The organism is Alkalimonas sp. NCh-2 (assembly GCF_039631345.1).
GTDB classification, from domain to species: Bacteria; Pseudomonadota; Gammaproteobacteria; order Enterobacterales; family Alteromonadaceae; genus Alkalimonas; species Alkalimonas mucilaginosa.
In genome coordinates, this window is record NZ_JBDIUV010000006.1 from 273,498 (window position 1) to 297,708 (window position 24,211).

The following is a 24,211-nucleotide window of genomic DNA, read 5'->3' on the forward strand; positions in this document are numbered from 1 at the left end:
TTGCTGTATTCCTTCGCCCGCCTTTCAGGACGGGCACTAGTTACTATTTACACGCCTGAAACAGCGCCGACTCTGCCGGGCTGTGCACCAAAGCAAGCTCGGCGATGGCCAGGCTAAAGGTGCCACCGGCACGAATGCGCAGCAGATCTTCTACTTTGTCCGGTGCTTGCGATGCTGCCGAACCTGAAGCTGCTGCTGCATCGCAATAAAGCGGCCATGCCATCCTAACCCATTGCCCACGCTCAAGACCAGCCAGCAGTGGCAACAAGGACTCGGAGCGGGCGCAATCCTGCTGCTGACACAACAGTTCCAGTTGCACAGCGGCCGTCGGTGCCTGATCCAGCCGGATGCTCATTTGCAGCCATTGAGCGCTGTCTGGCTCGCCTGACACCTGCAACACGCTAAATGGCTGTGGCATGCTGTACTGTAAGCTGGCCACGGCTGGTTGCTGCTGGCTATTCCAGACAAACTTGCGGCCATCTTCCTGATAAGCCAGGTTTACTGACTGCATCGAGAGACTGCGGCCGTCGGCACTGACGGCTGAGGAAGCCGTGGTGGCCACTTTATCGGCACTGCCATCGTTCAATTGCCAGCGCAGGCCCTCGGCCAGGTTGCGGACAAACAGTGCTACACCTGTGCCCGTTTCAGGCTCTGGCGCAGGGCTGGTCTTTTCGTGCAAAGGCTCAAGCTCCACCGCATCGGCGTACGTCAGACCATAGCCGTACGCGAACAGTGGCTGATAGTCGTCATCGTGCACATTCAGCAAGAACTGGTCGTCGTATTTCGGCCAGGAAAAGCTGAGGGTGCCGCTAAAATCGTACTGAATGTTGCCCTTCGCATCACGCAGCAATACATCGGCAATGCCCTGACCTTCCGAGCCTGGCAACCAGGCGGCAACAAAGGCATCGGATGCATTCAGCTCTTTATTGACCCAGAGCGGCCGGCCAGTCAAAAAGACCGTCACCACAGGGATCCCCTGGGTTTGCAACCGCTGCAACAATGCCAAGTCTTGCTTATTGCCGTACTGGTACTCCAACCGCTGAATATCGCCATACCACTCGGCGTAAGGCTCTTCGCCAATCACCACAATGGCAACATCGGGCTTTTCTTCAAAATGCCCATCAACACTAAGCTCAGCGCTGCCACCCGCTGCAATGATCTGCTGGCGTAGCCCCTGATAGATGGAAGTCGCATTGGGGAAGTCGGCATTGGTGTTGTCAGTACCCTGCCAGGACACGCTCCAGCCACCGGCTTGCTTGGCAATGTTGTCGGCGCCATCCCCGGCAATCAACACCCGGCTGTTTGGCGCCAATGGCAGCAGTTGCTGATTATTTTTTAGTAGGACCAGCGACTGGCGCACTGCCCGCCGTGCCAGCTCACGATGCTCCGGCGCATTTGCGAAAATCGTGGTTTTGCCACTGGCCTTTGTTGTCGTTTTCAAAATACGAGCCGTACAAAGAACTATCATGAAAGTAATCAACCGGCAGGTTGCTCAGCACAGTGCGGTTAAACCAGCCAGGCGCACAACCATCGGCATTGGAGCAACGATAGGTGCGGCCCCCCTTGTCTTGCTTGGTTTCATTGCTGTAGCGATAGCCAGGGTACCGTGTAGATTATCGGTCAGCTTGTAGGTGCCCTGCCCGAACACCGCATAGGCTTTGGTGGAACGATCCGGCTGATCCCAGAACGCCTTGTCATCCATCGGGTTGTCGTAGTAACCCAGAGTGGTGGTTTTTTCAAAGAAATAATTCACCCCGGCAATCCACACCAGATCGCTAAACTCATCGGATTGCAGCTGCAATTCAGTGGAATAGGACTTAGCCCCGGTGCCTTTTAAGAAATAAATGGCGCCATCCCAGGGATCCAGGCCAACTTCACTGTCCTGCGCCGAAGCGCGATCCATATTCTCGTAGCCAAGTTGCCACACCAGGCTCAGCTCATCGGTCAGGTTGTAATTCAGGTTATTGCGTAAATAGGTAATGTCCAGTTTCAACTCACCCGGCACATTGACCACCGCCTGATAGGTATTGTCACTGGGCAAAAAGGAGCTGCAATCACCACCAAACTCGTCGGGGCGGCCCCGCAACTGATCGCAGTTCACCAAATCCAGGCTGCCACCACTGTTGTTGCTGTACTGCTGAAACACAGTGTGGTTGCTAAAGCGGCCATGACTGGGTTCCCACAAAGCACTGATTCGGTAAGAGTACTCATTGGCGTTGTGGTAAAAATCTTTTTTGTTGGCCGGCGTTAAAGCCCGCACCCGCTGCGCTTCTGGATCGGTACCAGCACTATCAATCCACCAGTTCTCACGCTGGGTGACGGTAGAGCCAATGCCCTGATAGGAATTTTCTGAGATGACTGGTGCGTTCAACACCTCCGGACTTAAGCGGCGGGTATCGTACTGATTTGGATCCCAGTACCCTTCCAGGTAGGAATCGCGCTTTAAGCCCTTGGCGGCAATGCGAATAGCAAACTCATCATTCACCGGCAGATTGACAAAACCACCGGCGCTTCGGGTGTTAAAGCGGCCCGCTTCCAGATTGACGTTGCCAAAAGTACCGGAAAAATCAGGCTTGGCAGAAATCACATTAATGCTGCCCACCGTCGAGTTACGGCCAAATAGCGTGCCCTGAGGCCCCCGCAGGGCTTCAACCCGCTCGACATCGTACATCAGCGCTAAAGCACCCTGCATCCGGGGCGAGTAGATGCCATCCAGGTGTACGCCGACTGCCGGATCTCCGAGCTCGGTAATATTGGTTGAACGTACCCCGCGCATCGAAATAACCGGCGCGGCTTGATCGGTGGCCATGGAGATATCCAGCCCCGGCACCAGATCGGCCATGTCTTTGATGCTGTGGATACCGCTTTGCCGCAGTTGCTCCTGCGTCAATACCATGATGGCCACTGGCGTTTCCATCAAGGCAGTACGGCGCTTGGTGGCAGTGACTGAGATTACCTCAATGGCGCGATCACTTTCAGCCACTGGTTGATTGTCATTATCGCTCGCACTTTGTGCGGCCATGGCCGGCAGTGCACCGGCCATCAGCATGGCCAGTGTAATGGCGTTTAACTTGTACATGTCTACCCTCCCCGGGCTCTTGTCGTCTTATTGTTGTTTGGGCAAAAAAATTGTGTAGGCAAAGCTATGAATGTTCTGACGTTATTATTATCAGCAGTACTCTAGTGTGTTTTTTTGCCCAAAAACCAGCCAGATTCGGCAAGGCGAGCTGCAGACACTACAACCCGATAACTGAGCAGCCTGCCTTGTCCGAACATCGGATGGCAAGCTGTCAGGCTAAAACCTAAGCTTGATCCAGCACATTGCAGTTTGGAAACAGAGCCGTCACACTAAGGGATTCCGACTGATTTATCAGGAGAATGTATGCCCAACAAGACACCATCTGGTTCACCTGAGCAATCAGGCCGCCCGCCAGCTCATGCAGTTGACGCCAAAGAGTTGCTTGCTCACCAGCACAGTACTATCGAGGGGCTAAGCACGGCTGAAGCCGCCAAACGGCTAAGCAAACATGGTACCAATGCATTGCCCGAGCCCCCCCAGCCCGGTATCATGCAGCGGTTTTTTAAGCATTTCCACGATACGCTGATATACATCTTGCTGGCAGCAGCCGGCATTACCGCCTTGCTGGGGCACTGGCTGGACACCTGGGTGATTTTGGCGGTGGTACTGATCAATGCCAGCATCGGTTTTGTGCAGGAAGGCAAAGCCGAAAAAGCACTGGCCGGCATTCGAAACATGCTGTCTTTGCATGCCACCGTAAAGCGGGATGGCAGCTGGCAGCAGCTGGCAGCCGAGCAATTGGTGGTTGGCGATATAGTGCGGCTTCGCTCCGGCGACAAAGTACCGGCCGATATGCGGCTGCTGGAAACTAACAACCTGCGGATTGAAGAGTCGGCGCTGACCGGTGAGTCGGTGCCCACCGAAAAAAATACTCAGGCTGTAGCAGCAGATGCCGGTGTCGGCGACCGTTTTTGCATGGCGTTTTCCGGCACCTTAGTCGCCGCCGGGCGCGGTACCGCGGTGGTCACTGCAACTGGTGCCCATACAGAAATAGGCCAAATCAACGCCATGCTTTCATCGGTGCAGGCCATTGCGACGCCGCTGACCCGCCAAATGGCGCAGTTCAGTAAATGGCTATCGGTGGTGATTGTTGCTTTGGCGCTGCTGATGCTACTGATTGGCTATCTGCTGCATGATTTTGCCATTGGCGAACTGTTTTTAGCGGCGATCGGCTTTGCTGTTGCCGCTATCCCTGAAGGCCTGCCGGCCATTTTAACCATCACACTGGCGCTTGGCGTGCAGCAAATGGCCCGTCGCAATGCCATTACCCGCAGGTTAAATGCGGTGGAAACCTTAGGTTCCATTACCGTGATTTGTTCAGATAAAACCGGTACTTTAACCCGTAATGAGATGACCGCCAGTCAGGTGATCACTACCGCCGGAAACTACCAGATCAGTGGCCTGGGCTATCAGCCGGAAGGTGATTTCGAGCGGGAAGGCGAGCGCCTAACTGCGCTTAAACAGCCAACTCTGGCCGCGCTGATTGAAGTGGTCGCAGTGGCCAACGACAGCCAGTTGACCCAGCAGAATGAACACTGGGGCGTCCAGGGCGAGCCAACTGAGGGCGCCTTGCTGTGCCTGGCAGAGAAAGCCGGCTTTGAACGTGAACGCTACCAGCGGCTGGCGGTGATCCCGTTTGAGTCTGAAAACAAGTTTATGGCCAGCCTGGAGCAACGGCCGGATGGCAGCCGGCAGATTTTGCTGAAAGGCGCACCGGATCGCTTGCTGGAACGTTGCACAAGCCAGCTGGATGCCAATGGGGAAACCGAAGCGCTGGATAGCGACTTCTGGCAACAGCAATTGGATGCACTTAGCAGCCAGGGCCTGCGGGTGCTGGCTGCCGCCCGTAAGAGCACCGGGCACAGTGAGCTGGGGCTGGATGAATTGTGTGAGATGACATTGATTGGCCTGATTGGCATCATCGATCCGCCCAGACCCGAGGCTATTGAGGCCATCGCCCAGTGCCATCAGGCTGGTATTCGGGTCAAAATGATCACCGGCGATCATGCCGGCACCGCCGAAGCCATCGGCAAAGCCATGCAGCTGTCAGCCGATGGTGCTTTGTGTGTGGTCACAGGTGCTGAAATTGAGGCCGCCAGCGATGAAGAACTTCAAGCCATCGCCAAACGCAGCAACATCTTTGCCCGCACCAGCCCTGAGCATAAGCTTCGGTTGGTGAAAGCACTGCAAGCCAATGGCGAGGTGGTGGCCATGACCGGCGATGGTGTTAACGATGCCCCGGCGCTCAAGCGCGCCGATGTGGGCATCGCCATGGGCATCAAGGGCACCGAGGCTACCAAAGAAGCGGCCGATATCGTACTGGCCGATGACAACTTCAGCACCATCGCCCAAGCGATAGCCGAAGGGCGCACCATCTACGACAACTTGCGTAAAGCCATCCTGTTTATTTTACCCACCAATGGTGCTCAGGGTCTGGTGATGCTGGCAGCGGTGCTGTTTGGTCTGACCTTGCCGCTAACGCCGGTGCAGATCCTCTGGGTCAATATGGTGGTGGCGGTAACCCTGGCGTTGGCGCTGGCGTTTGAGCCGGCCGAGCCGGGCGTGATGAAGCGGCCACCACGCGATCCCAGAGCAGCCATTTTAAGCGCGATGTTTTTATGGCGCATCAGTCTGGTGTCGCTGATGATTGGTGGGGTGTCGATTTTGATGTTTTTATCGGCCATGGCTGCTGAGGTGGATCTCAGTACAGCCCGGACCCTGGCGGTCAATACGCTGGTGATGGCGCAGGCGTTTTATTTGATCAACAGCCGCTATCTGGCCGAGTGCAGCTTACGGTTTGGTTTGTTGTTTGCCAACAAAGTGGCCTGGCTGGCAATGGGAGTTCTGCTGCTGTTACAGCTCGCATTCGTCTACCTGCCCTTTATGCAGCAATTATTCGGCACCAGCGCCCTGCCCCTTGCTTACTGGCTGCTCCCGATCGGTCTGGGCCTGGCGATTATGCTGCTGATTGAGCTGGAGAAGAAATGGCTCTGGCGCTGACGCACTTTTGATGCCTGCTGGTGAATAAAAGTGAACAGGATACGGCATAAGGCCGTACCCTGTACTTTAGCACTTAAACACTTAACACTCAGGAGCAAAGCCGATGTTTGGATTATTTAAACGCGACCCTATCAAAAAACTGCGTAAAATCTACGATCAAAAGCTGGAGCAAGCCATGTTGGCACAGCGCAAAGGCGATATGCGGCTCTTTGCCGATTTAACCGATGAAAGCGAAGCCTTATGGCAACAAATTGAGCAGTTGCAACAGCAACAATCTTAATCTGCACTGCCGGGATTGAGCAGCTGCAGCTCTGCCAGCTCTTTGTAAAGCGGGCAACTGGCCATCAGCTCACTGTGACTGCCGCTGGCTATCACCCGGCCTTTGTCCAGCACCACGATGCGATCCACATGCAGCACCGTCGATAAGCGATGCGCAATGATCAGGGTGGTTTTGCCTTGCATCAGGTGCTGCAGCGCTTCTTTCACCGCATGCTCACTGACCGCATCCAGCGCACTGGTTGCCTCATCCAGCAGCAATACCGGCCTATCCGCCAGAATAGCCCGGGCGATGGCCAGCCGTTGTTTCTGCCCACCGGATAAACGCACCCCGCGCTCGCCTAATTGACTGTGATAGCCTTCAGGCAATTCCTGGATAAAGGCATCCGCCCTGGCCGCTTTGCAGGCGGCTATCACTTCAGCTTCGGTTGCCTCTGGCCGGCCATAACGCACATTTTCCAGCACCGAATCGGCAAAAATCACCGCATCCTGGGGTACCAGGGCAAATTGGGCCCGTAAGCTGGCCAGATCCAGCTCGGCAATATCGATGTTATCGAGCAAAATGCGGCCTTGCTGCGGCTGATAAAACCGTTGCAGCAACTGAAACAAAGTACTTTTACCGGCGCCGCTAGGCCCAACCAATGCAATGCGCTCACCTGGCGCTATGCTAAGATCAAGTCCGCTCAATGCAGCGCTGCTGCCAGCCTGCGGGTAGGAAAAGCTCAGTTGTTGCAGCTCCAAACGTCCCTGCACCAGCTGTGGCAATGCCTGAGGCAGTGCGACCGTCTCAATGTGCACCGGCACCTCTGACAATTCAATCAAACGTTCGGTCGCACCAGCTGCACGCTGCACCTCGCCAATCACTTCGCTGATGGTCGCAGTCGCGCCCGCCACCAAGACCGCATAAAACAAGAATGCCGTAAGCTGACCGGCTGACATTCGGCCTTGCAACACATCCAGCGCCCCTGCCCAGCCAATCAAGGTGATGGCACTGACGCTCAGCAGCATCACCAGCCCAATCAACAAAGCACGGTAAAAAATGCGCTTTTTGGCTGCCTGGATCACCTGCTCAATTTTGCCGGCGAACAGCTGCTGATCCAGCCGTTCATGGCCATAAGACTGAACGGTGTGAATTTCGTGCAGGCTCTCATCGACATGAGCACCAATATCAGCTAGACGATCCTGGCTGGCCCGCGATAAGCGCCGCACTTTGCGGCCCAGCACAATGATAGGCACCAACACCAAAGGCACTGCCAACAGCACCAAAGCCGTCAATTTGAAACTGGTTAGCAGCATCATCAGTAAGCCGCCGATGGCGCTCACGCCTGAGCGCAGTGCCATCGACAAACTGGAGCCCACCACCGATTGCAGCAAGGTAGTATCGGCAGTAAAGCGGGAAATCACTTCGCCGGTACGGGTTTCGCTGTAAAAAGCCGGTGAGAGTTTCAGTAAATGCCGGTACACCCGATTGCGGATATCGGCACTGACCCGCTCGCCCAGCCAGGTCATCAGGTAAAAGCGGCAAAACACCGCGCTGGCGCTGATGGCGCTGATAAGCAACACCCAGCCGACCAGCTGATTCAACCGCCCGGCATTGCCGGCGACAAAGCCTTCGTCTACCAGCAGCCGCACGCCCTGCCCCAGCGCCAGCCAGGCCAAGGAACCCACCAGCAGGAAAAACACCGCCGCCGCTACCTGCCAGCGGTAAGGCTTTAAAAAAGCCAACAGCCAGGGCAATACAGCCTTATTTGAGACAGTGGCGTTAACGGTGGAGGATTGAGACATTGTTAGTCCTTGCGTGATTGGATGAGCGTCTGACTTGCGCGAACAGGGCTGCTTTGGCTAGACTAAGCCACTTTTTTTAGCTTTCGTACAGGACTATTTATGGGCGCGCAGTGGAAAACCAAACACAAAATGGATGCAGCTGCATCCAAAGGACGTATTTTTACCAAGCTGGCCAAAGAAATTATGGTGGCAGCACGCAACGGCGCCGATCCGGATATGAACAGCAAGCTGCGCTCGGCCATTGATGCCGCCAAGAAGGCCTCGATGCCCAAAGACACGCTGGAGCGCGCCATCAAAAAAGGTGCCGGCTTGCTGGATGGCCCGGTCAACTACGAGTCCGTCACCTACGAAGGCTTCGCCCCACATCAGGTGCCGGTGATTGTCGAATGCTTAACCGACAATAAAAACCGCTCGGCCCAAAGCATGCGCTTGCTGTTTCGTAAAGGCCAGTTGGCTACCTCAGGCGCTGTATCCTGGGACTTTAAGCATCTTGGGCAAATTGAGGCCACCCCAACCAGCGACGATGCTGATTTAGAGCTGGCCGCCATTGAAGCCGGTGCGCAGGATTTTGAAGCCGGTGAAGGCAATGACGTGGTGTTTTTAACCGAACCGACCGATTTGGATGCCGTCAGCAAAGCCCTGCCGGAATTTGGCTACGAAGTCCAATCCGCCAAACTGGTGTACCGCGCCAACAATCCGGTTGAATTAAGCGGCGATGCGCTGGCCGAAGTGGAAGCTTTTTTGGATGCCATCGACAACGATGACGATGTGCAAAATGTCTATGCGGGTTTGGCTGGTTAAGCGCCTACTTATCACCTCATCAAACAAAACGGGGCCTTAGTGAGGCCCCGTTTTCTTTTGTTCCTTATCAGAACGATTACCCGTCCAACTGCGATCCATTAAAACTGATAACGCAGCCCCAAGGAGGCGGTGCGGCCATTGATGGTGCGGGCCGTGATAATGCCATTGGCTGGCACACTGCCCTGCTCGGCTTCGGTAATGCCGATGGTATCGAACAGGTTGTTGACGTTTAACGACAGCGTCAGGTTGGTTGCCAGGTCGTAACTGGCAAAGGCATTAACCTGAGTATAACCACTGAACTTCAGATCATTGTTGTCCTGAGCGTAGGCGGCCGTGGTGCCAATCAGGCTCAGGCCAAGCTGTGCCTGATCAAAGGTGTAGCGGGCAATCAGGCTGTAAATAAAATCCGCCTGACGCCGTGGCGTATTGCCCACCACATCCGGGTTCAGCGCATCACGGGTGATCTCGGCGTCGGTCCAGGTGACCGAGCCGCGCAGGTCAAAATCACCGATGCGGTAACTGCTTTCCAGTTCAATGCCCTTGGCCTGGTACACCCGGTCAAAAAACAGCTGGGTGGTGGCTTCAAAGTTCTGCTCTTCGGTTTTCGCAAAAAACAGCGTGGCAAACAAATTCAGATTGCCATGGCGGCTTTTGCTGCCAAGCTCGTACTGTTTGACTTCATCGATGGCGTCTTCTCTGGCCACGCTGCCATCGGCATTGACTTTGCCAAACAACAAACGGTCAGCATTGGCGCGGCCACCTTTACTGATTCGGCCAAACACAGCCCAATCATTATCCAATTGATAGTTGGCACCCACAGAATAAGAGTTGTAGCCCCAGCTGTAATTGACCAGGCTGGGATTGGCCAGATCAATGGCCGAGACACTTTGCTCTACCTGGCTGATGATGCCATCGCCATTCATATCGCGGCTGCTTTGCACGGCGCCGGCGTAGCTGCCACGCGCTTTACCAATATCACGGCGGACACTGGCATCCAGCGACAGCTCGCCCATGGCCCAACTGGCCGTCAGGTACGGCGCTCTGATGCTGTAGTCGGTATCGTAGTTGCGCTGACAGCAGTTGTCCCAGAACGGCACACCGTATGCCAGCAGACCCTGCTCGGAGAAAGCAGTGCCATCGGCCGCATACACATCCAGCAGCTCGGCATTGTCGCCTTTTAACGCCATCAGGTAAGAGTTCCACAACCAGGACATCCGAATGCTTTGATCGGCCAGATAGTAGCCAAAGGTGACATCCACTTCGCCAAAGCGGCGCGATAGCTTCAAATCATTGACGATGGAGCCAAAGTCATTCAGCTCCACATCAAAGGTGTGAATGCGCATGGCATTTTCTGCCGTGAAGCGCTCACCGGTATTTGGCCCGACCGCGTATCGCACCACCGCATCATCACCGGCGATGCTGTTGGCAATGCTTTGGGCGCTATCCACTTCGGCCGGGAACAAGGTAATAAAATTCCCGCTAACGGAATTGATGCGAAAACGGTTTTCCAGCGTCCAGTGATCGTCCAGATCAAAGATGGCTTCAAATCCAAAGCTGTTCACTTCCGGGTTCATGCCATTACGGATATCGCCACGCGAAATTTGGTTGTCGCCATTTAGCCGTACCGTTTGCGTCAGGTAGACCGATTGCAGGGTGTCTTTGCGCGCATCAAAGCCCGGTACCGAGCTGCCATCGGCAAACATCGGCATCGGCATGTAGCTGGCAACCCGGTCGTTTAAATGCTTGGCATACAAGCGCACATAGCCAGTGTCGAACTCTTTGGTCAGGTTGGCCTTAAGTTGATAGCCTTTCTCACCCTGATAACCCGGGTTACGTACCCCTTCGCCCTGGCGGACAAAGCCACCTATATGAAAGCGGGTATCGTTGTTGATATCGCCACCGTATTCAAAGTCGGTGCGAAAGCTGTCGTAATTCAGCCCCGTGGTAAAGGCAACACTCCCCCCCTCTTCCAGCCCGGTTTTACTGACAAAGTTGATAATACCGCCTGGTGAATTGCTGGCAGCGGTGCTGGCCGAGCCACCACGAATGACATCGAGCCGCGATATGGTCGAATCGGCCCGCAGAAAGATATCGGCATTACCAAAGGCAATATCGCCAAACTGCATTACCGGCAAACCATCTTCCTGCAAGGTTAAAAACTTGGCGCCACCGGCCGCGACCGGCAAGCCCCGTACCGCGATATTGGCATTGCCATCACCGCCGGTGGACTCGCTGCGCACGCCCGGCAGCATGCGGAAAATCTCGGCGGTACTGCGCGGCGCCGATACTTGAATGTCTTCAGTGGTTAAGGTGCTGACCGAAACGCTGGATTGCATCACCGTCTGGTTGCGCGCTACCGCACCGGTCACCACGATGCGCTCAAAACCAAGGCCGGTGCTCTCGCTGGCGTCGCTCTCGTCCGGCTCGGCCAGTGCCAACGAGCTACCGAGTGCCAGACTGATGGCCAGCGCCAGTTGTGAAGGGGTTGTCAGATTGTGTCTCATCGCTTGTCTCCCGTGTTGATCGTACTGTGTTTTAATTTTTAAAGGAACACGAACTTAAACGTTTAAGTTTTGCCAGCTGGGAAAAATGTCAGGACGACATTTTTTCCAGCTGCGCTTTGGCCGGTTGCGCCAGCCAGTTGTACAACATCAGTGCCGCCAATAAAGCCGCAAAAAAAGTAGCCAGGTAAAAGCCAGCCACCACATCGCCGGCCAGATCGCCCAGCAGCGCCATCAGGGCTGGAGCTACCGCAGCCGCCAGTGCGGTAAAGGCCAGAATAAGTCCCGCCACGGCACCATGCTGTTGCCTTGGAAAACAGCTGATGCCCTTGGAGTTCAGCGTGGGGTAAATCATCGACATAAAAAGCCCGGACAGCGGCATCAGCCACAACGCCCAGTCGCGGCCAAGCAGCATGCTAAGCGCGAAGCATAAAAAGATCATCGCCGTGAACACCGCCATCACACTGCTCCAGCAAAAATGGCGCAAAATCAGGCTGGCTAAAAAGCGGCCCAGCGCGCGCAAAATAAAGAAGATGGTGACGGCATGCAGCGCCAAGAGCGCAAAACGGCCGCTGTAATCGGCCAGCAGGGTTGGCAGCCAGACAAAGATAGCCACTTCGCAGCTGACATAAAGCGCTATCGCCAGTGAAAAGCCCATGGCGTAGCGATCTTTTAGCAGCCGCATTGATTGACGCAGTGATACTTGCTCTGCCGAAGCCTGATACGGCGGATACGGCATGCGGGCGGCGATAATCACCAGCACCGTGCACAGCAATCCTGCCAGCAGATACAACTGCTTCCAGTGGATGGAGGCAGCGATCATCAGGGTCACCAGCGCCGGGCCGGCAATGGCTCCGAGCGCAAAAAATCCTTCTACCGTATTCATGGTACGGGTATGGCTGTGACTGTCACGGCTGATATCCCCAATCAGCGCCAGTGCCGCCGTTTTAAAGATACCAATCGCCAGACCGCAGAGACCCATCAGCAGAATAAAAAACAGCGCGCTGTCGCCGGCGATAAAGGCGTAGCAGGACAGCGAATAGAGCAGCAAGCCGGCGATAATCAGCTTTTTACGCCCCAGTTTATCCGCCAGGCGGCCCAGCAAGAGCCCAGCCAGGCCTATCGCCACCATCGGCACATAGTGAAAGGCGCTGGCTTGAAACATCGAGAGCTGATAATCGGCCATCACCTGGGGAATAATCACCCCCACCGCATCGGTGGTCATAGCAAAGACGAAAAACATCAGGTAGGTCATCCAGCGCACCTGGCGCTGAATGCTTTCAGTAGTGACGCCAACAGCAAGCCCAGAATTTAACTGGGTCGAGCTTTTGGCCGTGCTGTTGGCATGGCTTTCTGTATTCATCAAATTGTTCCCTGTCTTTTCTGCTTTCAGCTGGCCGGATGGCAGTCGGTGGTTTGCCTGAAGCAAAATCACCGCTGCATTTTATTGTTGTCCGGCTATTGACAAACTGAAGCATTCCCATAAAGCTATATCTTAATCGTTTAAGATGCAAATTTTTTTTCAGGGTAATGACAATGAACAATCAGCCGGGCAGCAATCAAATTCAGTTAATCACCTACATCGACCGCTTAAGCGGCGGCGATATATCCGAGCTGCATCAGTTGCTGCAGCAGGAGCTAAGCGGCTTGTTCGATGGGGTGCATCTGCTGCCCTTTTACACGCCGATTGATGGCGAAGATGCCGGCTTTGACCCTACCGATCACACCGCCGTCGATAGCCGACTTGGCAACTGGCAAGACATCGCCAGCCTTGCCAGCGATTACCCGGTGATGGCGGATATGATTGTCAACCATGTCTCGGCGCAATCGGCGCAGTTTCAGGATGTATTGGCCAAAGGAGAAGCCTCGCCATACTGGCCGTTGTTTCTGACCCGCGACAAGGTGTTTGGCCAGGCACCAGAACCAGCTGAACTTGCAGCCATTTACCGGCCAAGGCCGACCAGCTGTTTTACCGAGCTAACACTTGCCGATGGCCGCAGCCTGCCCTTTTGGACCACTTTTACTGCCAACCAGATCGACATTGATGTGCAATCCGAGCCGGGCCAGGCCTATCTGGATGCGATTTTGCAGCGTTTTACCGAAAATGGCGTCAAGCTGATCCGACTGGATGCGGCCGGCTATGCCATTAAAAAAGCCGGCACCAGCTGCTTTATGTTGCCGGAAACCTTTGAATTTATTGCAGGCCTTAGCAGCAAAGCCAAAGCGCTCGGCATGCAGTGTCTGGTCGAGATCCACGGTTACCATCAAACCCAAATCGACATTGCCAAGCGCTGCGATTGGGTGTACGACTTCGCGCTACCGCCGCTGGTGCTGCATACCCTGTTCAGTCGCGATGCCAAGGCGCTGAAACACTGGCTGGATATCGCCCCGCGCAACTGCATCACGGTGCTGGATACCCACGATGGCATCGGCATTGTCGATGCGGCCGATCATCAGGGCCAGCCGGGCTTATTGACCGATCCAGAACTGGATGCACTGGTGGAACAAATTCACCACAACAGCGGCGGCAGCTCCAAACTGGCCACCGGCAACGCCGCCAATAACGTCGATTTGTATCAGGTGAACTGCAGTTTCTACGATGCGCTGGCGCAGCACGATGAGCATTATCTGCTGGCCCGGGCCATTCAGCTGTTCTGCCCGGGTATCAGCCAGATTTATTACGGCGGCCTGTTGGCAGCAGAAAATGATGTCGAGTTACTGAAACGCACCCAGGTCGGCCGCGACATCAACCGGCCCTATTACACGGCGGAAAAAGTACGCCAGGCGCTGCAAAAACCGGTGGTGAAAGCGCTGTGTGCTTTAATCAAACTGCGCCGCAGTCTGCAGGCCTTTGATGGCGACTTTAGCCAACAGCTTAGCGATGGACAGTACCAGCTCAACTGGCAGCATCAGGGCCATAGCGCCAGTTTACGGATCCGGCTTGCTGATCTATCGGCTGAACTGGTCTGGCAGCACAGCGGTGAGGTGCAGCAACAATGTCCACTCAGCAGTTTGTTGGCGGACTAAGGGCAGCAGTAAGTTGCAGCTAAGCGCACGGCTTAGCTGCTTTCACCGAGCCTAAGCTCATAAGACAGCAGCTGGTTGTCGTCCTGGCCGCTTTGAAAAGCACGGGCCGCGGCCTCGCCTTTTTGATCGCTGAATTGCCAGACCGAGCTCAAGGTTGGATGATAGCGCAGCGTCTCTTCAATACCATCAAAGCCCACCACCCGCAGCTGTTCGGGAATCCGCAGGCCAAGCGCCAGCGCCACCCGCATGGCACTGAGTGCAATCAGATCGCTCATGCACAGCAGCACCGTTGGCGCTGGTGACTGGCTTAGCACCGCTTTGGCGGCGGTTTCAGCGCAGGCCTGATTGCTCTCGGGCAAATGCCACAGCAGCTCGTTCGACAGTGTCAGCCCCAGCTGCTGCATGGCGCGCTGATAACCATCCAGCCGGCGATGCGACACCGAGCTTTGATTGTCCCACAGCGGCGCCGTGCCCACTGTCCGGCTATCGGCTGCGTCTATCAGCCGTAATCCCAATACCGCCACTCTATCACCCGGCTTTAACACCGCCATGGCGCTATCGTAAGCCGCCTGCTCGTTATCAATATTGACCGAGGGTCGGCCCGGTAAATCAAAGTCGACCGTCAGCACCCGCTTCGGGCAACGTTTCAATTGTTCAATCAACTTCAGGTTGCGCGGCGCGCCGTAGCAGATAAAGCCATCAACAAAGTCGGTGATGCTATCCAGATTGTCGGCACTGCCCGAATACAGCAGCAGGTGTTTACTCTGACGCTCCAGCTCGCGGGCCACGCCCTGCAAAAACTGGCTGGCGACCGGATCGCTGACCATGTACTCCAGCGAGTCCGATAAAATCACTGCGACGATGCCGGAGCAGCCCTTGCGCAGCGATTGCGCTGCTTTGTTGGGGCCATCGTAGCCAAGTTCGGCGCAGGCGCTTAAAATTTTCTCTCGCAGCGCCACCGACAATTGATCCGGCCGGTTAAAGGCATTGGAGATGGTGGCAGTGGATACCCCCAGGGCTTTGGCGACACTTTTTAAGGTTGGTTTATTCATCTTTCCAGTTCGCTTTTACTGGCAACTTAATGCATTAAGATATATGATTTCACGGCCAATTGCTTGGATTTACCGAAAAATACTGCCGGAGCCTGTTATGCTTGCCGTGATCGGAGAACATGTTGTTGATCTGCTGCCCACCACCGATGGCCTGTACCGGCCGGCGCTTGGCGGCTCGCCCTTTAATGTCGCCATAGCTGCGGCTCGTCAGGGCATTGACGTGCGCTACTTAAGCCCGTTCTCCGACGATCGTTTTGGCCAGCAATTTCTGCACTACTTGCAGCAGCAAGGTGCCCAGTATGGCCTGTCTTTTTTTAGCCGGCAACCCAGCTCGCTGGCACTGATCAGTTTTGATCAGCACCAACAGCCAGCTTACAGCCTATACCGCCAGGGGGTAGCCGATCGCGCTGTCACCTCAGAGCAACAAATAGCCGCCCTGCCCGCCGACTGCCGCCTGCTGCACCTGGGCTCGCTGGCATTTGAGCCCGAGGATGCCAGCCGTATTCTGGCGGTAATGGCCCATGCCAGACGTCAGGGCATTCAACTGGCGGTTGATATCAATGTTCGGCTATCGGCGGTGTCCGATGCCAATTTGTACCGGGAGCTGCTGCTGAAAGTCATCAGCAAAAGCCATTACATCAAAGCCAGTGATGAGGATCTGCAACTGCTTTGGCCGGAGCTCAATGGCGATGAGGCGATTCAGCGACTGCAGCAACTGGCCCCCAGCGCACTGTTGGCCCTGACCAAAGGGGAGCATGGCGCCAGCCTGTACTGGCAAGCGCATCAACTGCATCAGGATGTGATCAAGGCCGAACCTTTTGTCGATGCGGTGGGCGCCGGCGATACCTTCTGGGCCAATTTGCTGGCAGCTTTGCTGCGCCTGCAATTGCCGGACGCCACAGACATCAGTGAGGCAGCCCTTAGCCAGTGCCTGCACCGTGCCATGCTGGCAGCCAGTCTGAATATCCGCCAGGCCGGTTGCCAACCGCCAACGCAAGCTGCGTTGGATCAGGCACTGAGTCAGCCTTAATCATTTGGCTCTAAGGTTTTTTGCTTGATAACTGCTGCAAGCGCGTTTTGGCTTCAATCCACTGCCCCATAAACTTGGTGCTGCGATGGGCATGATGGCGCAGCATCTGGCCGGTAAAGTTGCGTTCGCGAAACTTGGTAAGCTGCTCTCGCCGCTGCTCCAGCTCTGCCCAGACCCGCGCTTGCTCTGTGGTCGCATCAAAACGCTGCTTTAAGCAAACAAAGCCTTGCTGCTGTGCCTGCTGCCACAGGTCTTCATTTTGATACAGCGCTACCGCAGCATCCACCAGCGCAGCCTCATCATTGGCAATGCTGCCGGGCCAAGGCAAATCGCCGTGCATGCCCTCAGCCCCTATCGGGGTGGTGACACTGGGGGTGCCTTGTTGCATCGCATCAAGCAGTTTGCCTTTTAAACCGGCGCCAAAAGCCAGAGGAGCCAGACAAACCCGGGCCTGTTGCATCACCAGCGCCGCATCATCGGCCCAGCCTTTGATGTAAAAACCTGCTTTGGGCTGATGCAAGGCCGTTGCTTTGGGCGGTGGGTACGCGCCGTAGATATGCAGCTCTGCGCCGGGCAATCGGGCCCGGATGGCCGGCCATAGCGTGCGCAGCCACAACACCGACTGCCAGTTGGGCGCATGGCGAAAATTGCCGATGGCAATAAAGTGCTGCCGCTTTGAAAAGCCCGGGCTGCTAAGATTTGGCGCTTCGGCAAAAAACGGGCAATAGCACAGCAGTTCAGCCGGCAACTGGTAATGCTGCGTCAATAGCTGTTGTTCAGCCTCGGAAATCACCAGAGTCAGGTCACAGCGGTAGATGGCTGCCACTTCGCGCTTGGCCAGTTCAGTATTTAACTGGTGAGGGGCAAGCGTTAACACATCGCCCTGCCCGGCTTTAAAGGCTGTTTGCCTGGCATCGCGCAGCGCATGCAGGTCTTCCATATCCAGAATACGCATTGCTTGCGGGCACGCCTGCTCAACCCGCCAGCCAAATTGCTCTTCCAGCATAAAGCGGTCGAACAGCACCGCCGTTGGCTGCACTTGCGCTACCCAGTCATCAAAACTCTGGTCATTAAGCTGTATGCTGTGCTCTGTCACCTGCCAGCGGCTTAAATCAACCCGGTGCGGGCTTTTTTCCGCCGCACTGGCAAAGATCACCTGCCAGCCCTGCTGCCGGTACATCTGAATTAAGCTGAGCATCCGGCTGCCTGCCGCCGAGGAGTTGGGCTCTGGCCAGACATAGCCAATCACAATCAGTAAGGGTTCGTTCATTTCATTGGCTTTTTTGCTAACACCTTGAGCTCACCGGCAAAGCTGGAAGCGCTTTAACCAAAGTTGCAAGGCGTTCAATCACTTATTGCTTTCGATCATTTGATCTTATTGCATCCAGCCTGCAGTATAACTGAATACGAACAGGAGTTGGCTATGACTTACATTCACACCATTATGGAACGGCTGCAGCACAGCAGCCCGGCACAAACCGAATTTTATCAGGCCGTGGAAGAAGTGTTGCAATCACTTGATCCATTGCTGGAAAACTATGATCGCTACCATCGCCATGCCATTATCGAACGCATGGTAGAACCTGAGCGACAAATCATGTTTCGGGTCTGCTGGATGGATGATGACGGCCAGGTCCAGGTCAACAAAGGCTATCGGGTAGAGTTCAGTTCTACCCTTGGCCCATACAAAGGCGGACTGCGCTTTCATCCCAGCGTCAATGCCAGCATTATTAAATTCCTTGGTTTTGAGCAGGTATTTAAGAATGCCCTGACCGGCTTGCCATTGGGCGGTGGCAAAGGCGGCGCCAATTTTAACCCCAAGGGCAAGTCGGATGCTGAGATCATGCGGTTTTGCCAGGCCTTTATGAATGAGCTGTACCGCCATATAGGCCCAACCACCGATGTGCCAGCGGGCGATATTGGCGTCGGCAGCCGTGAAGTCGGTTACTTATTTGGCCAGTACAAAAAGCTGGTAAATCGTTTCGACGGCGTGATTACCGGCAAAAGCCTGAATAATGGCGGTTCTTTGCTAAGAACGGAAGCCACCGGCTATGGCTGCGCCTATTTTGCCAACTACATGCTGGAAGACCAGAAAACGGGCCTGGATGGCAAAACCTGTCTGGTATCCGGTGCCGGCAATGTTGCGCTTCACACCATCGAGAAGCTGTACCAGTTGGGGGCAATCCCAGTCAGCTGCAGCGACTCCAGTGGCACTTTGTATCATGCCGATGGCGTTGATCTGGATTGCCTGCGCCAGCTGAAATCCAGTAGTGATGGCCACTTGCAAGACTACTTGTCCAAACACAGCAAAGCACGCTTTATTGCCAAAGAAGACAATCCCAAAGATGGTCACGCCATCTGGCACTTGCCCTGTGACTTAGCTTTTCCCTGCGCCACCCAGAATGAACTGACTGAAACAGATGCTAAAGCCTTGCTTGATAATGGCTGCCAGGCCGTAATTGAAGGTGCCAATATGCCCTGCACCAGCAAAGCTGTGCAGCAGATCATTCAAGCCAAAAAATTGTTCGCGCCGGGCAAGGCGGCCAATGCCGGTGGCGTGGCGACCAGTCAGCTGGAGATGGCGCAAAATGCCAGCATGCAACGCTGGAGTAGCGATGAGGTCGATGAAAAACTGAAAGACATTATGTGTGGCATCTACACCCGCAGCCACCAAGCCGCGGCCGAATTTAACCAGCCTGGCAACCTATTGCTGGGAGCCAATATCGCCGGCTTTCGACGGTTGGCGGATGCGATGATTGAGCAAGGAGTGGTTTAAAGGCCAAACAACGCGGCGATGCATTGAGTGCTGTCGCGGCTCGTCGTACAATACCGCATTATTTTTAACAGGTATGAGATGTTTTGGTATGGCAAAGTCTCTGGCAGAACAATTATTGGGCGCAGGCCTGGTCAATGAAAAAAAAGTAAAGCAGCTTAAACGCGAGAAACATTTGGAGCGCAAGCAGGACCCTAAAGGCAAAAGCAAGCCCAATGCCGAGCAGCAGGCAAGGCTTGATCAGCAGCGGGCAGAAGCTGCCGAGCGTGATCGTGAGCTAAACCGCCAGCGTAAAGCCGAGCAAGATGCCAAAGCCATGCGCGCCCAGGCCCTGCAAATGCTGCAGCACAACAAACAACCGGTGGATGGCGATATTCGCTTTAACTTTACCGATCCGCGCAACAACAAAATCAAATTTTTGTTTGTCAGCGACAGAGTGCAACAGCACTTAAGCTCGGCCAAACTGGCCATTTGCGCTTACGATGAAGACTACTACGTGGTGCCGCGTCATGTGGCGGAGAAAGTGGCGGAGCGCTTTGCCGAATCATTAATTTATCTGGCGGATGAAAGCCAGCAGCAACCGGATGAAGATGATCCGTACAAGGACTTCCCTATTCCGGATGATTTAATGTGGTAGTTGCAGTTACGGCTCGAAGAGTTATCATTGGAATAGCCTACTTGCTATTGCTATTTTTTTGGCCCAGAGTTAAGCAACAAATAAAGATAACTTTGGGTTACTGGTTGGACACTGAATGAGCCGATCCGCAGGTCGTAGTTTGACTCTGACATTGCTGCTGCTTTTACCACTTTGTTTGGCTGCAGAGATGCATCATGTGTTTCGCCTTTCACCGGATAATGGCCTGAGCCAGGGGCATGTTAACCGCCTGCATCTCGATGCACATCACCAATTGTGGTTGGCGACCGATGGCGGTCTGGATCGTTTCGATGGCTATCAAAGCAGGTCCGTGCTCACTGAGCATTTACCTGCTAACACCGTGATTTACGATATGCACTGGCTAAGCAATCAGCAGGTGCATCTTGCCACCGCTCTTGGTTTGGTTGCGTTGGATTTGAGTACAAACCATAGTACATTGCTGCAACAACCCGACAGTGATCTCACCGATTACAGTGCGGAAGTAGTCTATCTGATCCGCCAGGACAAGAATGGCCGGCCACTCTATGCCGACTCGAGCCGGGTTTTTTCCTTACAGGATGGTCACCCCCATATTCATTTTACCCTGCCCAGTGTCGATATTCATCGTCATTACATAAGGGATGTGCTGGCGTTTGAGCACTATCTGGTAGTAGCCACCAGTCAGGGGCTCTGGTTGCACGATCGGAAGCTGAGCCATAGTTGGCAACTCGATTATCTGCCAGAAGCCGAGCGTGATCAGTTGGATAGCAAAGCTTTGGCTTATCACAACCAGCAACTGTACCTTGGAACAGTTCAAGGGCTCTATGCCATTGCCACAAAGAGTTTTTCCAAACTGCCGCCAACTGAGCTGCGCCATGCAATTACAGCACAAGTGCTGTTACCAGAACACAATATCTGGCGGATCCAACCGGAGCATGACCAATTACTGCTTGCTACAAACCATGGCTTACTAACACTGAACCCACTGAACCTCGAACACCAGTTACTCTTTCAACCTGGTAGTACCCGCTACGGCTATTACGACAACAGCATCATCGATTTTATCCGCGACAAACATGGCAACCTCTGGCTGGCTACCCGTGGTGATGGTGCCTATTACTGGCAATCTGCTGATGCCGTTTTTAGTAGTATTGTTAATACAGCGCAGCAGCAAAGCTTAAGTCATCCGTTTATTTTTGCCATGCATGCAGATACTGATGCGTTATGGATTGGTAGTCAGAATGGCTTGAATCGACTGGATTTAACAACGAATAAACTGGACTGGTACCTTGTTAACCCGGATGAGAAAGCAACAGAGTCAGAATCAAGCTTTTACAGTTTGCAGGCCTTACCCGATGCCGATGCACTCTGGCTTATGCATCTAGATGGCATTGCTTTGTTTAGTCGCAAGAAGAGGCAACTGCTACCACTACCAGCCGAAACACAGCAAGTGTTGGCGGCCCAACCATACAGCATGCAGCTAAGTCCAGAGGGTGTACTCTTTGTGCATAACCAGGCTGGATTATTTCAAATCAGTCCAGAGTTTGAAGCCAGTCGATTGTACGAGCTGGAGCAAGGCTTTGTCGGCGACTGGGCCAGCCACTGGATTGGCGCACACCCGCTGCGACAACAGCAAATGCTGCTGTATGACAATTTTACCATCTGGTCTGTCGATACCAGCACAGGTACGATGCAACCTTTATATCAACTGCCCAAAGGGCACCAGCAAAGCAGTGCTTATGTGGAAGGGTTTCTGGTGCGGGGCGACAGCATCTGGATCCTGTTTCATGGACTTGGCCTGGTAGAGCTGGATAAAGACACCTATCAAACAAAGCAGACGCTATTTGGCAGTGCAGCTATGCCTACCAATATCCTCTATCAATTGCATCAGGATACCGCTGGTATGCTGTGGATGAGTAGCCATTCCGGTTTGTGGCGCTTTAATCCGGAGCTTGGTCATTTCCGTCAATTCACCAGCCAGCAAGGGCTTGGTTTTCATGAATTTAATGGTTTTAGCAGCACCCAACTGCCCGATGGTAAGCTGGCTTATGGTGGTGTCAAAGGGCTGGTTTGGTTTGATCCTAAAGATGTGACAGATCAGCAATCACCCCAACCCAGGCTGGGCTTTTCTCACCTGTCGTTGTTATCCAGAGAGCTGCCAGCATTATTACATCCGCAACAACAGCATGCGCTTGCCTTGCAGCATGATGACTATGGACTGCAAATTCATTTTTCCACTTTCAGCTACCGCCAGCAAACGGATATCAGTTACCGTATTCAGTTGGACGGCCCCAGCAGGATCCCGACCTTCACCAGTAAAGATCCATACCTGCTGTTACCTCAGCTATTACCAGGCAATTACCTACTGACGGTCACAGCTTTTGACCCGACATCGGAACAAAACAGTGAGCCAGCCCAACTCTCATTGCAAGTAGCTTATGCACCATGGAATAGCCCGCAAGCACGACTACTGTATTTACTTTGTTTCGTGGCAATAGTGCTGTTCTGGTTCCAGTGGCGGCAAAAACAAAAACTTCGGCTCATTCAGAAAAACAAAGAACTGCAGCAATCGAAAGAGCGATTGCAGTTAGCACTGGATATCGCCGACAGCGATGTCTGGAGCTGGAGTGCTGTCACCAATAGCTTACAACATCCGCAACGACAACAACTGCTGGCATGGTCAGCAGACGCAGAGCCATCCTTCGAGCACTATGCAGAACACATACACCCAGACGATAAAGCCGATTACTTGCACGCTTGGAAAGAGTTATGCGCAGGGCTGAATGATCATTTTCAACAAGTCTATCGGGTACGTGATGCCGATCACAAGTGGCACTGGTTCAAGGACATTGGCCGGGTAACTCAACGGGATCAGGGGCAGCTTATGCATGTCTCGGGTATTTACACCAACATCACAGCACAAAAGCTCACCGAGCAAGAACTGGAACAACTCATTCACTTTGATAGCCTGACGCAATTACCAAACCGCAGTTACCTGCTGCAACAAATGGATACGCTGCTGCAAATTGCCCCTGCAACAGGCTTTAGCGTGTTATTTATTGACCTGGATCGCTTTAAACACATCAATGACAGTATGGGGCATGAACATGGTAATACGTTGCTGCAGGTCATTGCCGCTCGCTTGCAAAGCCAGTTGCAACCAGGCGAAATTCTGGCTCATCTGGGCAGTGACGAGTTTGTCTATATCATGCTCTCCAGTGAGCAGGCACAAATTGCAAATAAATCAGGAGCTTTACATCGTCTCATTGCCAAGCCAGTGATGCTGGATCAGCAATTGGTCCGCATCAGTTGCTCTATTGGGATTGCCTGCTATCCAAACCATAGCTCCGACAGTTACGAGCTGCTCAAATTTTCTGATATCGCCATGGCCTTCGCCAAACGACATGGTGAACTGGACTTCGCTATTTTCGAAAGCTCAATGCCAGAACGTATCAAAGCAAAAATGCAGCTGGAATATCAGCTAAAACAAGCCATTCAACATCACCAACTGCAGAATTATTACCAGCCCATTGTCGACAGCAAACAACAAAAAACTGTCGGTGTTGAATTGCTCCTTCGGTGGAATAATGAAGGGCGCATGGTGTCGCCGGAGCAATTTATTCCGATGGCTGAAGAGCTGGATTTGATGGGGGAACTCACCTGGGGTTCGGTACAAAAAGCACTGCATGATTTGCAGCGCTGGCATCAAATGGGTTTTCCTTTGTATCTGTCCATTAATTTATCGGCCAGTCAACTCAGTTCCGAGTTACTGGCTGAACGGCTGGATAGCCTGATCCAGCAGCAAGCCCTCAATCCGGCGATGTTACGATTGGAAATTACCGAGTCTTCATTGATGAAGAACCGACGACAGGCCATTGACAATATGCAGCGGTTAAAACAGTTGGGTATACAATTGTATCTGGACGATTTTGGTACAGGCTACTCATCCCTGACCTACTTAAAAGATTTCCCGATTGATTTGATTAAAATTGATCGAAGTTTCGTATCTGGTGTGCAACAAGGAAGCCAGAATGCCATTTTAAACACCATCATTGCCCTGGCGCGCAATATGCAGCTGCCTTGCATTGCCGAAGGTGTTGAAACGCAGTATCAGTTGGAATACCTGCAACAGCAAGGCTGTCACCTGATCCAAGGCTACTGGTATTCACCGCCTTTGCCAAAAGATCGTCTGGAGCAGTTTTTACGCGCCGAGCAGCAAAGGAGTTAATTACCCATTTACTCAAGCAAATTGG

Annotated in this window: 15 protein-coding genes; 8 read left to right on the forward strand and 7 right to left on the reverse strand. The window is 53.8% G+C overall.

Annotated features, from left to right (window positions below; all coding sequences use genetic code 11):
• Window positions 1–43 precede the first annotated feature (43 nt).
• Window positions 44–1,441: a glycoside hydrolase family 3 C-terminal domain-containing protein gene (locus ABC502_RS15660; protein WP_345916567.1), complete on the reverse strand. Its 1,398-nt coding sequence runs from the start codon at window positions 1,439–1,441 to the stop codon at window positions 44–46.
• Window positions 1,442–1,492: 51 nt separating this feature from the next.
• Window positions 1,493–3,079: a TonB-dependent receptor gene (locus ABC502_RS15665; RefSeq protein WP_345916568.1), complete on the reverse strand. Its 1,587-nt coding sequence runs from the start codon at window positions 3,077–3,079 to the stop codon at window positions 1,493–1,495.
• 303 nt (window positions 3,080–3,382) lie between these two features.
• On the opposite strand from ABC502_RS15665, the gene ABC502_RS15670 reads away from it, so the two are divergent.
• Both ABC502_RS15670 and ABC502_RS15675 read left to right on the forward strand, forming a co-directional pair.
• Window positions 3,383–6,079, forward strand: coding sequence for a cation-transporting P-type ATPase (locus tag ABC502_RS15670; protein ID WP_345916569.1), 2,697 nt, complete (start codon window positions 3,383–3,385; stop codon window positions 6,077–6,079).
• Between the two features lie 103 nt (window positions 6,080–6,182).
• The gene (locus ABC502_RS15675; protein ID WP_345916570.1) at window positions 6,183–6,359 is read left to right on the forward strand and encodes a DUF6435 family protein; all 177 of its coding nucleotides are present in this window, start codon (window positions 6,183–6,185) and stop codon (window positions 6,357–6,359) included.
• Here the strand turns inward: ABC502_RS15675 and ABC502_RS15680 are convergent.
• Complete coding sequence (locus ABC502_RS15680) at window positions 6,356–8,140, reverse strand: ABC transporter transmembrane domain-containing protein (RefSeq protein ID WP_345916571.1); 1,785 nt, start codon at window positions 8,138–8,140, stop codon at window positions 6,356–6,358. The two genes, ABC502_RS15675 and ABC502_RS15680, sit on opposite strands and share 4 nt — an antisense overlap.
• Before the next feature lie 99 nt (window positions 8,141–8,239).
• On the opposite strand from ABC502_RS15680, the gene ABC502_RS15685 reads away from it, so the two are divergent.
• Entirely contained in the window at window positions 8,240–8,941 is a 702-nt protein-coding gene (locus ABC502_RS15685; protein ID WP_345916572.1) for a YebC/PmpR family DNA-binding transcriptional regulator, read from the forward strand.
• Window positions 8,942–9,039: 98 nt separating this feature from the next.
• Here ABC502_RS15685 and ABC502_RS15690 read toward each other — a convergent pair whose 3' ends face one another.
• Together ABC502_RS15690 and ABC502_RS15695 are read right to left on the reverse strand one after the other, a co-directional pair.
• The gene (locus ABC502_RS15690) at window positions 9,040–11,445 is read right to left on the reverse strand and encodes a TonB-dependent receptor (protein WP_345916573.1); all 2,406 of its coding nucleotides are present in this window, start codon (window positions 11,443–11,445) and stop codon (window positions 9,040–9,042) included.
• Window positions 11,446–11,533: 88 nt separating this feature from the next.
• The gene (locus ABC502_RS15695) at window positions 11,534–12,697 is read right to left on the reverse strand and encodes an MFS transporter (protein ID WP_345916600.1); all 1,164 of its coding nucleotides are present in this window, start codon (window positions 12,695–12,697) and stop codon (window positions 11,534–11,536) included.
• Between the two features lie 281 nt (window positions 12,698–12,978).
• Between ABC502_RS15695 and gtfA the strand changes: the two genes are divergently transcribed.
• Entirely contained in the window at window positions 12,979–14,469 is a 1,491-nt protein-coding gene (gene gtfA / locus ABC502_RS15700) for a sucrose phosphorylase (RefSeq protein WP_345916574.1), read from the forward strand.
• A gap of 32 nt (window positions 14,470–14,501) precedes the next feature.
• On the opposite strand, the gene ABC502_RS15705 is transcribed toward gtfA, so the two are convergent.
• Window positions 14,502–15,521, reverse strand: a complete 1,020-nt coding sequence (locus ABC502_RS15705; RefSeq protein ID WP_345916575.1) for a LacI family DNA-binding transcriptional regulator — start codon at window positions 15,519–15,521, stop codon at window positions 14,502–14,504.
• A 97-nt stretch (window positions 15,522–15,618) separates the two neighbouring features.
• Between ABC502_RS15705 and ABC502_RS15710 the strand changes: the two genes are divergently transcribed.
• Window positions 15,619–16,551, forward strand: a complete 933-nt coding sequence (locus tag ABC502_RS15710; protein WP_345916576.1) for a PfkB family carbohydrate kinase — start codon at window positions 15,619–15,621, stop codon at window positions 16,549–16,551.
• Window positions 16,552–16,561: 10 nt separating this feature from the next.
• Here the strand turns inward: ABC502_RS15710 and ABC502_RS15715 are convergent, their stop codons facing one another.
• On the reverse strand, window positions 16,562–17,821 hold the full coding sequence (locus ABC502_RS15715) for a glycosyltransferase (RefSeq protein WP_345916577.1): 1,260 nt from the start codon (window positions 17,819–17,821) through the stop codon (window positions 16,562–16,564).
• A 153-nt stretch (window positions 17,822–17,974) separates the two neighbouring features.
• On the opposite strand from ABC502_RS15715, the gene gdhA reads away from it, so the two are divergent.
• From gdhA to ABC502_RS15730, 3 genes are all read left to right on the forward strand, one after another.
• Entirely contained in the window at window positions 17,975–19,327 is a 1,353-nt protein-coding gene (gene gdhA / locus ABC502_RS15720) for an NADP-specific glutamate dehydrogenase (protein ID WP_345916578.1), read from the forward strand.
• Between the two features lie 88 nt (window positions 19,328–19,415).
• Window positions 19,416–19,961: a DUF2058 domain-containing protein gene (locus ABC502_RS15725; RefSeq protein ID WP_345916579.1), complete on the forward strand. Its 546-nt coding sequence runs from the start codon at window positions 19,416–19,418 to the stop codon at window positions 19,959–19,961.
• Between the two features lie 115 nt (window positions 19,962–20,076).
• On the forward strand, window positions 20,077–24,186 hold the full coding sequence (locus ABC502_RS15730) for an EAL domain-containing protein (protein WP_345916580.1): 4,110 nt from the start codon (window positions 20,077–20,079) through the stop codon (window positions 24,184–24,186).
• Window positions 24,187–24,211: the final 25 nt, after the last annotated feature.

Bases quoted from the DNA above. Each gene is read 5' to 3' on its own strand.
- ABC502_RS15730 (WP_345916580.1), top strand. From the start codon at position 20,077: ATGAGCCGATCCGCAGGTCGTAGTTTGACTCTGACATTGCTGCTGCTT.
- ABC502_RS15725 (WP_345916579.1), top strand. From the start codon at position 19,416: ATGGCAAAGTCTCTGGCAGAACAATTATTGGGCGCAGGCCTGGTCAAT.
- ABC502_RS15710 (WP_345916576.1), top strand. From the start codon at position 15,619: ATGCTTGCCGTGATCGGAGAACATGTTGTTGATCTGCTGCCCACCACC.
- ABC502_RS15680 (WP_345916571.1), bottom strand. From the start codon at position 8,140: ATGTCTCAATCCTCCACCGTTAACGCCACTGTCTCAAATAAGGCTGTA.
- ABC502_RS15695 (WP_345916600.1), bottom strand. From the start codon at position 12,697: ATGACCTACCTGATGTTTTTCGTCTTTGCTATGACCACCGATGCGGTG.
- ABC502_RS15705 (WP_345916575.1), bottom strand. From the start codon at position 15,521: ATGAATAAACCAACCTTAAAAAGTGTCGCCAAAGCCCTGGGGGTATCC.
- ABC502_RS15690 (WP_345916573.1), bottom strand. From the start codon at position 11,445: ATGAGACACAATCTGACAACCCCTTCACAACTGGCGCTGGCCATCAGT.
- gtfA (WP_345916574.1), top strand. From the start codon at position 12,979: ATGAACAATCAGCCGGGCAGCAATCAAATTCAGTTAATCACCTACATC.
- ABC502_RS15670 (WP_345916569.1), top strand. From the start codon at position 3,383: ATGCCCAACAAGACACCATCTGGTTCACCTGAGCAATCAGGCCGCCCG.
- ABC502_RS15685 (WP_345916572.1), top strand. From the start codon at position 8,240: ATGGGCGCGCAGTGGAAAACCAAACACAAAATGGATGCAGCTGCATCC.
- gdhA (WP_345916578.1), top strand. From the start codon at position 17,975: ATGACTTACATTCACACCATTATGGAACGGCTGCAGCACAGCAGCCCG.
- ABC502_RS15665 (WP_345916568.1), bottom strand. From the start codon at position 3,079: ATGTACAAGTTAAACGCCATTACACTGGCCATGCTGATGGCCGGTGCA.
- ABC502_RS15715 (WP_345916577.1), bottom strand. From the start codon at position 17,821: ATGAACGAACCCTTACTGATTGTGATTGGCTATGTCTGGCCAGAGCCC.
- ABC502_RS15675 (WP_345916570.1), top strand. From the start codon at position 6,183: ATGTTTGGATTATTTAAACGCGACCCTATCAAAAAACTGCGTAAAATC.